This is a genomic window from Lysinibacillus sp. GW823-FHT06C08 (genome assembly GCF_058795135.1).
This window is the reverse complement of the sequence record NZ_JBXAHN010000005.1, coordinates 13,663-25,386: the sequence shown is the minus strand read 5'-3', so window position 1 is coordinate 25,386 and position 11,724 is coordinate 13,663. Positions and strand designations below refer to the sequence as shown.

Genomic DNA, 11,724 nt, shown 5'->3' with positions numbered 1-11,724 from the left:
CTAAAAAAAGCAACTGGACATAGCGATCGCCATGTTCAGTTGCAAAAAATTGCTTATTTATATAGAAAAGGCCCAGCACTTTTTTTATCGAGAAACTATGTCTGATCCATCAATTTTGTTTTCTAGCGCCAACTTCAAACCTTTTTGATAATATTGATTCATGATATCTTCCGGAACCATGCTCCCCCCAGTTCCCCAAATAATATGTGTACTGTTTTTCATTAATTGTTCTGTTAAATGAAGCTTGCTTAAATAATCAGTGCCCTCTTTATATAATTTTATTGGTCCTAACATACCAGCTAGTGCTGATGGTTCTAAATGAATGCCTTCAGTATCGACAAGGTCCTTAAGTAACCTATACAATTGTTCATCGCTAACAGTAAAATTACCACTTAAAAAAGGTTCTATAGTCTTACCAACAAATCCAGAGGGTCTTCCTACAGCAAGTCCATCTGCCTCTGTTACATTATCAATGCCAATCTCTTGCACAGAAACCTGATCATGCAGTCCTGTCATTAAACCGAGTAGCATACAAGGAGAGTGAGTAGGTTCAGCAAAGAAACAGTGAACATTATCTTCAAACAATAGCTTCAAGCCAAAAGCTATCCCCCCTGGACCGCCACCTACACCGCATGGAAGGTAAACCATTAAAGGATGGTGTTTATCTATCATTATATTCAGATCATCTAATTGTTTTTTTAAGCGTGACGCAGCTACTGCATAGCCTAAAAATAAATCATGTGAATTTTCATCATCCACAAAATAGCATGTTGGGTCCTTTTCTGCCTGAATTCGACCTTCTTCTACTGCTTTACTATAATCAGCTTCATATTCAATAACAGTGACATGACTATTTCTGAGCAAGTCCTTTTTCCATTGCTTAGCATCTGCTGACATGTGAACCGTCACATTAAAGCCTAATTTTGAGCTTATAATACCAATACTCAGTCCTAGATTCCCAGTTGAGCCTACTGCAATAGAATAGTGTGAGAAGAAAGATCGGAACTTCTCACTAGCCAAAATTGAATAATCATCATCGACCGTTAACAAATTATGTTGAATAGCCAAATTCTCTGCATGTTTGAGAATTTCATAAATCCCCCCTCTAGCTTTGATAGATCCAGATATAGGAAGATGACTATCACATTTCAGTAATAAATCACCTAAAATTGGCTGCTGAAAAGTATTCTGTAATGATTGCTTCATGGCAGGAACATCCACTAGAGGAGATTCAATCATTCCCGCTGTTCCTTCCGTTTCAGGAAAAACCTTCGCTATATATGGGGCGAAGCGTACCAACCTTTCCTCCGCATCCCTTACATCCGCTTCGTTCAGAGGGGATTTTTTAATTCCTGATTGGAAAATCTCCATATTCGGATTTATCCAAAATACTTCCTCCATTACTGTAAGCTTATCGAATATTGGATATTGTTCTTTCCATATTTGTTTATCTTTTTTCATCATCTAGCTGATCCCCCCATTTTTCTTGTAGTAGTTCTAGTTATAAAATATAATTAAATAATATTTAATAAAGTTTAACACATTTGCTGTTCCCGTTAAATAAAATTTAATAATGTTAAATAATTTTTAATTCATACGATAGGAGTTTCAAAATGGAGAATATTGATATTGGGAAGAAAGTTGAGAAATACAGAAAAATGAAGGATTTGACTAATAGAGAATTAGCAGCTTTAGCTGGCATTACCCCTTCCATGTTAAGCCAAATTGAACGGGGTCTAGCGAATCCATCCATTCAAACATTAAAAGTCTTAGCAAAAACTTTAGATGTTCCAACATTTAGCTTTTTTATGGAAGAAACAAACACTGAGGCTTTAATAGTGAGATCCAATAAACGTAAGAAAATGATTGTAGATAACTTGTCCTATGAGTTATTATCACCCGATTTCACAGGTAATTTGGCGTCAGCCATTTTGACCGTTCCACCCTATACGTCTTCTTCAGAGAAACTTTTGGATCATAGAGGCGAGGAAATAGCAGTTATTATAGAAGGAAGCATAAAAATTTATTTGGGTGAGGAAGAATATCTTTTAGAAGTTGGTGATAGTGTGAAAATACCAGCAAATTTGAAGCATAAATGGGAAAATAATTCTAATACAGTGGCAGTTGTATTATTTTCTGTTACTCCTCCTATTTTTTAAAACATTAAAAGAGATATGTATGAATACGAACAAAAAATATTTTTGTCTCACCTAAACAAATTTGAATATAGAAGGAGTTAGCATGGTAAGTTCAATTAGTGAAATCACCAAAAAAATTATATGGAGGTTTGTGAGTTAACAAGTAATAAAAATGGCAACTTACATTGTACGAAGAATTTATATGTAGTAATGCTGTATCTTTAAAGGAATCTGTGTATTCTTCAAATATGCATCCTATGTCCCCTTATAATGATGAGGTTTTAATAAGTTTCTTTATGTATGAGCAAATCGAAAAAATTATATACATCTTATGGGTTTACGTTTACTAGGAAAGTAAACACTTTTACAGGGGACATGACAACTCATGAATATTATTATAGGCTAGATTTATAAGTTTGACTGTCAATACATAAACGAGTCTGTAGACAAACTTAACATTTTAAGAGTTTGTCTACGGACTTTTATGTTTTTCCTCATGGATAGTCATAGTTATGTAATGCCTAGCGCACTTAAAATTTTAGGTTTCCTACAATTGCAATAGACTTGCCCACCTAAGAATCACGCACTCTTCATTAATATCTCTATACCTCTTCGTATGACTTAAAGACGATTAATCAACAAATGTATAGTCACCATTACTTTCGAGAATATCCTTTAAGATGATTAATGCTTGCTCCAACTGATACTCTGGAGCTGCTATAGCCATACGCACAGCATTCACTGGCTTTGCATTGCCGACTGCGAAGCGTTCTGCAGCATAGACCTGTACACCCGCTTTTGAGGCCAGCAATTCAAATTGTACGCCTGTGAATTTGTCTGGCAATAGGAGCCATCTGAAAATACATTCCTCGTCACCTAAAATGTGATACTCTGCTAAATAATGATTAACAAGTGCATTTTGTTGTTTTGCATATGCTCGATGTTTTTCCAATATGGTTTGAGCAACTCCTTCATGTATCAATCTTGCTGCAAGCTCTAGCATAATTGGAGAGACTGATATATTGATATTATAGAGAGTTTCCATTATTTTTTTACGAAATGCAGGAGGTGTGACGATAAAGGATAGTCGCAGCCCTGGTGAGATTGTTTTCGACAGACTAGCAATATAGATCACTTTTTCTGGTGCATAGGAAGCAATCGGAGCATATGGATTTTCCTTAAGAAAGCTATAAATTGCATCCTCAATGACAAGCAAATTTCTCTGTCTTGCTACTTCTGCGATCATTTTTCTTGTTTCTACCGACATCGTATGTGTAGTTGGATTATGAAAATCAGGGATGACATAAATGCCTTTAATATGTTCATTTTTACAAGCATACAGCAGTCCTTCTTTTGTCATCTCACCCTGGCATTGTTGTATAGCGACAAGCTGAATACCTAGCATATTGGCAGCAGTTTTCACCCCAGCGTAAGTAATAGGATCTGTCCCAATTCGATCGCCTGGCTGGAATAATGCCGCAAGTGTTCCAACAATGGCATTTTGTCCACCAGCTCCAAGCAAAATGGGCTGATCTGTTTGAAAATTTACCAATTCGAAGAGCTTGAGCACGGCCTCATTTTGCCAAGCGTTACCCTCAGGTCGCCCATATTGAAATAGTTTAGTAAAGCTAGGTTCACCTACCATTTTTTTCATATAACGAGTAATGTCCTCATTGACAAAGTTATCTGGTAGTACGGAGCCCATTTCAATGATCGGTGTCGTACGGTTTGATGGTAATAAAATTTTATTGCTAGCTGCATCCGTTGAAACAAATGTGCCACTACCAATCGAGGCATATATTAATCCCTTTTGTCCACAGAGCTTAAATGCACGTGTAATCGTGCTTAAATTCACATCTAAAAAATCTGCTAATTCGCGTTGCGGTGGCAATTTTGTTCCTGGCGTTAGCCTTCCTTCTTTAATGTCTAGCTCTAGCTGTTGTGCAATGGCTATATATAATGGAGCCGTGCTATTACTAATATCTGGCTTCCAACTCATAGGATACGCATCAAATGAATTAATAGGCATTCGCAAAGCGCCTTCTTTCTATTAATTTGCATACAATAGTTTAATTGTCTTGCATACAATGATAATATTGTATGCAACCGATGACAATGATATAATTTTTAAAAAATCAGAAAAAAAGGACCGATCATTATGCAATATTCTGAAAGAATCTTAAATACTCCATCCTCATTTATTCGAAATATTTTGAAAGTGACAGATGCAGAGGATGTCATTTCCTTTGCAGGTGGGCTTCCAAACCCAATCTCTTTCCCAATTGATGCATTAAGAGCATCAGTAGATCAAGCTATCACAAAAAATGGTAGCCGTCTATTTCAATATTCTTCAACTCAAGGTTATGCACCATTACGTGAGTACATTGCTGCGAAGTATCAACGTGTCCACGGGCTTGATATCCATGCTGACGACGTCTTTATTACAACAGGTTCACAGCAAGCACTTGAATTAATTGGTAAAGTACTTATTAATAAGGGCGATGGCATTATTATCGAAGAGCCTGGTTACTTAGGGGCTATTCAAGCCTTTACATTAGCTGAACCAACCTTTCATGGGGTAACACTAGAAAACGATGGTCTTAATCTGGAAGAATTAGAGCAAGCCCTACAACAACCAAATGTAAAATTTATTTACACAGTTCCAAACTTCCAAAATCCAACGGGTCTCACATACTCGAAAGAAAAGCGTGAGCAAATATACGAATTGGTTGCCAAGTATGATGTTGCTTTAATTGAGGATGATCCTTATGGGGAGCTACGTTTCCAAGGCGAGCCACTTCCTTATATCGGCGCTGGTAAATTAGAAAATAGTATTTTACTAGGTTCTTTCTCTAAGACGGTCACACCTGGCATGCGTCTTGGTTTTATCATTACAAAAAATAAAGAGCTTTTACAGCATATCGAAACAGCTAAGCAAGCTTCTGATCTTCATACGAATATTTTCTCGCAATATGTTATCTATGATTATTTAGCAAGTAATGATTACACGGAGCATGTTAATAAAATAATTAGCTTATATAAAAATCAATCAGAAGCGATGCTAGATGCGATGCAAGAGTTTTTCCCTGCCCATGTTGAGTACACACGACCTGAGGGAGGCATGTTCATTTGGGCAACAATGAAGGATGGTACGTCAGCCCTTGATGTATTCCATAAAGCGATGGAACAAAAGGTTGCCTTCGTGCCGGGTGATCCATTCTATACATCGAAAACGAACGTGAATACAATGCGCTTAAACTATACAAATGCAACACCTGAAGTAATCCGCGAGGGTATTAAACGTTTAGCAAGTATACTGTAAAAAAATGAAACCGTATAAACGCTTTGAAGGCGTTTATACGGTTTATTAATGTGGATAGTATATGGTCATGCTGAGACGTGTTAAAGTCTTCCCAGGGTTGATATATGTGTGGGGGCGATCAGCTTTAAAACGGATGGCATCACCGCTTGCTAATCGATATTCCTTACTTTGTATTCGAATGATTAATTCCCCATCAAAAACGGTTAAATATTCCTCCGTTCCTTCTCTATGCGCCTCAGCGTGTAATGTTCCATTCCCCTTTATCTCGATACTATAAATTTCAAAGCGGCTATCCTTTTGAAAAGGAAAATGAGGGTAGACGATATATTTCCCGTTATCTTCCTCTAATGCATGAATGTCATTGCCTAAGATGAGCTCTATCTCTGATTGCGGTTGATGAATAAGCTCTGTGAAAGAAACTTTTAACCCATTAGCTATTTTCCAAATGGTAGTTAATGTTGGGCTCGACTCCCCTCTTTCAATTTGTCCAATCATGGCTTTACTAACCCCGCTTAGTTGCGATACCTTCTCTAGGCTTAATTTCTCTCTCTCACGAATAGCCTTTAAATTTCGAGCAAAAATCAGTTGAATATCATCCATATTTAATCTCCTTTTAAATATATACAATATAACGCACGTTATGTATAATAAAACAAACAACGTTATAATGTCTGTTTCGGACATTATAACATACAAATTGAAAGTGGTGATGGTCCTTGCCTATATTTTCCTTTTTAGTTTTTATCACGATTACAAGCTTCACTCCTGGCCCTAACAACTTTATGGCCATGGTATTTGCCAAACAGCATGGCTTATCAAAAACGTTGCCCTTCTGTTTTGGTGTGGGAATTGGATTTTTTATCATTATTGCTCTGAGCAGCTTTTTCAACATCGTCATGCTAAATATTTTACCGACCATTAAATTACCCTTAACCATTTTTGGTGTTGGCTATATGCTATACTTAGCCTTTAAAATTGTGACAAGCAAAGAACAGGAGGAAAGCAACAACGTAGAAGAAAGACGGAACTTATTTTTTATAGGAACCTTCTTACAATTTATCAATCCAAAAGGAATACTATTTGGGATTACCGTAGTTGCTACCTACATCCTTCCTTATAATTCTTCCTACATAAGCTATCTACTATTCTCCCTCTTTTTAGGCTTCATTGGGATCATTAGTACATTTAGTTGGGCATTATGTGGGTCTGTTTTCCAAAAGGTATTGCAGCAGCATCGACAATTGTTTAATATCATCATGGCTTTATTACTTGTATATAGTGCCTTTTCAATTGTTGTTCATTAAAAAAACAGCCCTCAACTGTCGAGGGCTGTAGTTAAAAAAGAACTTTTATTTTGTATATGTTAAAACCGCATTTTTTTTGAATTTCGCCAAAGCCTCTGTTGCCTCATTTTTGTTTGCATACTCAAAAATTCGAACATCCTTTTTATCAAATACTGTAATAACCCACATGTAAAAAGCTCCCTTCTCTTATTTTTTGTACTATAACAATCACTAAAATTTGTGACACTACTCGTCAACTGTTTTACAACAATTCCTTACTTGATTCTTATTTTACGCTGAATTTATGAAAAAGAAAGCTTTATGTGAAGGTCTTCACAAACTGTTCAATTTCAAACCGCTTTCATTGAACAATTTGTGAATTTCTTTATTTTTTAGGTATAAAACCGGTTTGAGATGTTAGGTTTATCCGTCATTTTTCACTCACTATCCATTGCATTACGGCTTTTATTCTTTCTATTTATCCATCATCATTACAACTGTATCCATCTTAAGCAAAAAACCGTACGAGTGCACGGTTCTCTTTAGTAGATTTTATTTCTAAAGCCCTAACAAAATGCTGCCTCTTGCTTTTGCGTTAATTCAATCTCAAAGCCTAAATCCTCCAACATACGATAATCACTATTGGCTTCCTGGCCTGCAGTTGTTAAATAATCCCCAACAAATATACTATTCGCTGCATAAAGGCCCAGTGGCTGTAGAGAGCCGAGATTGATTTCACGGCCACCCGAAATTCGAATTTCCTTTGTTGGATTGATGTAACGGAATAATGCCAAGACCTTTAAACAATAACGTGGATTTAAGTCCCTTGTCCCTTCCAGCTTTGTGCCGTCAATCGCATTTAAAAAGTTAACAGGAATCGAATCTGCATCTAATTGATGGAGGGCACGCGCAATATTGACGACATCCTCCCGAGTTTCCTTCATCCCAATAATGGCGCCCGAGCAAGGGGAGATACCATGTTTTTTAACAATCTCTACCGTATTGACACGATCCTCATACGTATGTGAAGTCGTAATGAAGGAATGGTGACGCTCAGAGGTATTTAAATTATGGTTGTAGCGATCCACCCCCGCCTCCTTTAATTGCTGTGCCTGTTCTTCTTTTAGCAAGCCAAGACAGGCACAAACCTTCAAGCCATATTTTTCTTTAATTTCAGCAACTGCCTCGCTTACGACATTGACGTCCTTCCTTGTCGGCCCACGACCACTTGCCACAATACAATACGTTCCAATCTTATTGTCAAATGCTCGTTTCGCACCAGCCAAGATTTCCTCTTTCGTAATAAAAGGATATTTTTCAATAGGTGCTGTTGATTTAGAGGATTGAGAACAATAGCCACAATCCTCTGGGCAGTAGCCGCTTTTAGCATTCATAATCATATTCAGCTTTACTTTTTTACCATAATAATGCCGACGAATAGCAAAGGCACCATCCATCAATTGTAATAGCTCATCATCCTTACTATTTAAAATAGCAAGTGCCTCCTCATTGCTAATGATTTTGCCATCAATTACTTCCTGTGCTACCTGTAAAAAATTCATATCATCGTCTCCCCTTCCCCTTGAGAAATACTTTCTCTTCTAGCTGAATGAAATACTTTATACAATTTCTCTGCTAATAAGCCGGCTGAAATAGCTAAGCCAAAATCAGCAATGATACTGCTTACAAAGCCAACAACAAAAACATGTGACCAGCTTGTTTTCAAATCTAACCAGAAGTTTAAAGCTATATATAAATATGGAACAGCTATAGCATATACAATGAAAAGCCCCAAAATTGTCGCCCCAATAAAATGCTTTTTCGTTGGCTTTTCAATTCTCTCAACAATCATTCCAATCACATAGGCGGCAATAGCAAAGCCAATAAGATAGCCAAATGTGGGCTGTAATACATAAGTAATGCCTCCGCCCTGAGTAAAAACAGGTAGCCCTACTAAGCCAACACCGATATAAACAAGCTGACTATATAATCCATTGCGACTACCTAGTAAACATCCTGCTAAAAAAACGAAAACAATTTGTAAAGTAAACGGGACAATCGGTAATGGAATTTTAATAAACGCCCCGATCGCCGTTAATGCAGCGAACATGGCAATCATGACTAATGCTAATGTAGAATAACGTTTAATCAACCTCCTCCCCCCTATCTTTGAAAAATTGTTCAATCGTTTCTTTCGTTGTATTCATCATGAACGTCATTTCTTCATTTGAAATGATATAAGGTGGCATAAAATACAAAATATTGCCAAGAGGTCGTATGAGTAGACCTTTTACTAGTGCTTGTTGATAAATTTGGTAACCAATTCGTTCTTCACTGGCAAATGGCTCCTTCGTCTGACGGTCTGCAACAAGTTCTATAGCCCCCACTAAACCAACTTGTCTGTACTCACCCACATAAGGCATATCATCAAATGCTGCCATTGCTAGCTCTCGCATTTGTTGCCCCTTGCGTTGAATCATGTCCATTATTTGCTCTTCTTCAAATATTGTTAATACTTCCAGCGCCACACGACATGCCAATGTATTACCAGAATAGCTATGAGAATGTAAAAATGCTTTCATTGTCCCATATTCATCATAAAATGCGTTATACACTTCATTACTTGTGAGGACAGCGGATAATGGTAAATAGCCGCCTGTTATGCCTTTGGATAAACACATAAAATCAGGTGTGATATTCGCCTGCTCACAGGCAAACATTGTCCCTGTACGACCGAATCCAACAGCTATTTCATCAGCAATTAGATGAACATCGTATTGTGAGCATAATGCTCGAAGCCGTTTTAAATAAATGGGTGGATACATTTTCATCCCTGCTGCTGCCTGAATAAGTGGTTCTATAATAACTGCCGCGATTTCCTCATGATGCACCTTGAGCTGTTCTTCTACGAATTGACTGCATGGTGCGTCACAGCTTTCTGGTACTTTCTGAAACGGGCAACGGAAACAATCCGGCCCCTGGGCACGTACAGTATCCAATAAAAGTGGCTCAAATACTTCATTGTACAGTCCTACCCCTCCTACAGATAAAGCACCAATGGTTTCACCATGATACGCATCTGTAAACGCTAGAAATCTAGTCTTTGTTTGTTTTCCAGTTTGCATATGGTATTGAAAGCTCATCTTCAATGCCACTTCAACGGCAGAAGAGCCGTTATCCGCAAGAAACACTTTATGTAAACCAGGTGGTGCTAAAGCGACTAGTTTTTCAGCTAACCGAATAGCCGGTTCATGTGTAAAATTAGCAAAAATCGTATGCTCCAACGTAAAGGCTTGATGACTTAAGGCTTGACTGATCCGCGGATTGGCATGTCCAAATAAATTTACCCACCATGAGGAAACTGCGTCCAAATAGCGTTTATCATGCTCATCATAAAGCCACACACCTTGTCCTTTTTTTATGACGATTGGCGGAAATGCTTCGTAATCTTTCATTTGCGAGCACGGATGCCAAATATGCTGTAAATCTCTAGCTTGTAAGTCAGTTATTTCTCGTATCATTTCCATAAAGCCTTTCAAATAATGTTGTGTGTGTAATGTTGATATTCACTAGCTGTGAAATGTCCTGAAGACGTGGAATAACCGCATAGGGCAAAGGGTGATACTGTAAAATCGTTTTTATATTGTCCTGTTCCATCATACTGCCCGTGTCACCATTAAAAACAATGCCAAGAACATCAATCTGGCGTGATTGCAATGCCTCCATCGTTAACAAGGTGTGATTGATGGTCCCAAGGGATGTCCTAGTAACAAGCACTACTGGCAATTTGCTACTCACAATGACATCGAGCAGTGTGATGCTTTGTTGAACATCTAAAGGCACAAACAATCCACCTGCTCCCTCAGCTATAACGACATCGTAGGATTCTTGTAAGCATTGAATACGCTGTAAAAGATTTTCTACATCAATTTGCTGTCCCTCCAGTTGAGCAGCAAAATGAGGCGATGCGGCTTCCTTAAACGAATAGCCATTCATATGCTCTTTATTTAAAGCTTGCAAGGAATACTTCTCATACATAGCCGTATCAGCATAATAGCTATGCAAATTGTCGTATACCTCTCCTGTTTGCACAGGCTTAAAAGGTGTAATTTTCAACCCCAGCCTTTGCAATTGACACATCAACAATGTGGTGACAATCGTCTTACCAACATCTGTATCAGTACCGACAACCCAAAAATGTTGCATTGTTAACCTCCCCCTCTTTTTAAGTTAACCTAAGACACTTTAAAAGTTAACACATTTATTTTCTTTTTGTAAATGCCTATTCTTTAATTTCTCAGAAACTTGTACAAAAATAACAAAATCTTGTCATAGCTCCTTGAAAAGTTAGACCTTTCAAGGAATGCACCAACTTAATATGTTTTTTCATAAAATAAAGTAGGAGATACTTCTTAAATGAAAGGAGTTTTATCTAGCTGTGTAGTATTACACTATATGGGGGTGGTTGTATGTTTGGGATTTTTAAAGACGCAGAGAAAAGCATTGATACATATGAACAAGTGCATACAATTTTAAAATCATTGCTTACCTATGAACTAAGAGAATTACCGACTCGCTATGAATTTTGGTATCGTGTAGCTATTCGCCAGGAGGAGTGTCGTAGTCTTCAGTCGGAACATCGTGCAAAAATTTCGATGACCTCTGCAGTAGGACGTTTTCATCAAAAACAATATGAGGCGATGACCAAGAAACTAGCCAAACTGGAGCGCCTGGCTGATATCTATAAATTATTTTGTTTGGAGGAAGAACGAGCGAATCTAAACCATCGACTATCCTTCCATCAAGAAGACATTGCCGCACTATACGATCACATTCAGCATAAAGAGCTTTATACGTATTGCGACTCGGTTCAACTGCAATTTTGGGAAGCCATCCGCGATGATATTTTACAAGCAATCGCAGACCTTGATTAAATAAAAAAAGCCAACGTTTTTATTCAAAACGTTGGCGATACATATAT

12 protein-coding genes are annotated in these 11,724 nt (G+C 37.6%); 4 read left to right on the top strand and 8 right to left on the bottom strand.

Features of this window, described 5'->3' with window-relative positions; translation table 11 throughout:
* Positions 1-84: 84 nt before the first annotated feature.
* Entirely contained in the window at positions 85-1,464 is a 1,380-nt protein-coding gene (gene dsdA / locus AC1Q6O_RS13175; protein WP_008178207.1) for a D-serine ammonia-lyase, read from the bottom strand.
* Between the two features lie 149 nt (positions 1,465-1,613).
* Here dsdA and AC1Q6O_RS13170 point away from each other — a divergent pair, with 149 nt between their 5' ends.
* Positions 1,614-2,159: a helix-turn-helix domain-containing protein gene (locus AC1Q6O_RS13170; RefSeq protein ID WP_089986283.1), complete on the top strand. Its 546-nt coding sequence runs from the start codon at positions 1,614-1,616 to the stop codon at positions 2,157-2,159.
* Between the two features lie 610 nt (positions 2,160-2,769).
* On the opposite strand, the gene AC1Q6O_RS13165 is transcribed toward AC1Q6O_RS13170, so the two are convergent.
* The gene (locus tag AC1Q6O_RS13165) at positions 2,770-4,167 is read right to left on the bottom strand and encodes an aminotransferase-like domain-containing protein (protein ID WP_492401451.1); all 1,398 of its coding nucleotides are present in this window, start codon (positions 4,165-4,167) and stop codon (positions 2,770-2,772) included.
* Positions 4,168-4,296: 129 nt separating this feature from the next.
* On the opposite strand from AC1Q6O_RS13165, the gene AC1Q6O_RS13160 reads away from it, so the two are divergent.
* Positions 4,297-5,460 carry an aminotransferase-like domain-containing protein gene (locus AC1Q6O_RS13160; RefSeq protein WP_107922534.1) on the top strand — a complete coding sequence of 388 codons (1,164 nt, stop codon included), beginning with the start codon at positions 4,297-4,299 and terminating at the stop codon, positions 5,458-5,460.
* Between the two features lie 45 nt (positions 5,461-5,505).
* Here AC1Q6O_RS13160 and AC1Q6O_RS13155 read toward each other — a convergent pair whose 3' ends face one another.
* Positions 5,506-6,060, bottom strand: coding sequence for a helix-turn-helix domain-containing protein (locus AC1Q6O_RS13155; RefSeq protein ID WP_492401449.1), 555 nt, complete (start codon positions 6,058-6,060; stop codon positions 5,506-5,508).
* A 116-nt stretch (positions 6,061-6,176) separates the two neighbouring features.
* Here AC1Q6O_RS13155 and AC1Q6O_RS13150 point away from each other — a divergent pair, with 116 nt between their 5' ends.
* Positions 6,177-6,764 (top strand): LysE family transporter, encoded by a 588-nt coding sequence (locus AC1Q6O_RS13150; protein WP_043990450.1) that lies wholly within the window; start codon positions 6,177-6,179, stop codon positions 6,762-6,764.
* Positions 6,765-6,809: 45 nt separating this feature from the next.
* Here the strand turns inward: AC1Q6O_RS13150 and AC1Q6O_RS13145 are convergent, their stop codons facing one another.
* The 5 genes from AC1Q6O_RS13145 to bioD all read right to left on the bottom strand — a co-directional run bounded on the left by AC1Q6O_RS13145 (position 6,810) and on the right by bioD (position 10,949).
* Positions 6,810-6,932, bottom strand: a complete 123-nt coding sequence (locus AC1Q6O_RS13145; RefSeq protein ID WP_008178200.1) for a hypothetical protein — start codon at positions 6,930-6,932, stop codon at positions 6,810-6,812.
* Positions 6,933-7,309: 377 nt separating this feature from the next.
* Positions 7,310-8,305, bottom strand: coding sequence for a biotin synthase BioB (gene bioB / locus AC1Q6O_RS13140; RefSeq protein WP_008178199.1), 996 nt, complete (start codon positions 8,303-8,305; stop codon positions 7,310-7,312).
* Positions 8,302-8,895 (bottom strand): biotin transporter BioY, encoded by a 594-nt coding sequence (locus tag AC1Q6O_RS13135; RefSeq protein WP_096365335.1) that lies wholly within the window; start codon positions 8,893-8,895, stop codon positions 8,302-8,304. The genes bioB and AC1Q6O_RS13135 overlap by 4 nt, the downstream gene beginning before the upstream one ends.
* A complete protein-coding gene (gene bioA, locus AC1Q6O_RS13130; protein ID WP_239355193.1) occupies positions 8,888-10,264 on the bottom strand; it encodes an adenosylmethionine--8-amino-7-oxononanoate transaminase in 1,377 nt (458 codons plus the stop codon). Before bioA ends, AC1Q6O_RS13135 begins: the two co-directional genes overlap by 8 nt.
* Positions 10,245-10,949, bottom strand: coding sequence for a dethiobiotin synthase (gene bioD / locus AC1Q6O_RS13125; RefSeq protein WP_089986278.1), 705 nt, complete (start codon positions 10,947-10,949; stop codon positions 10,245-10,247). Before bioD ends, bioA begins: the two co-directional genes overlap by 20 nt.
* Positions 10,950-11,212: 263 nt before the next feature.
* Between bioD and AC1Q6O_RS13120 the strand changes: the two genes are divergently transcribed.
* The gene (locus AC1Q6O_RS13120) at positions 11,213-11,677 is read left to right on the top strand and encodes a hypothetical protein (protein ID WP_008178191.1); all 465 of its coding nucleotides are present in this window, start codon (positions 11,213-11,215) and stop codon (positions 11,675-11,677) included.
* Positions 11,678-11,724: the final 47 nt, after the last annotated feature.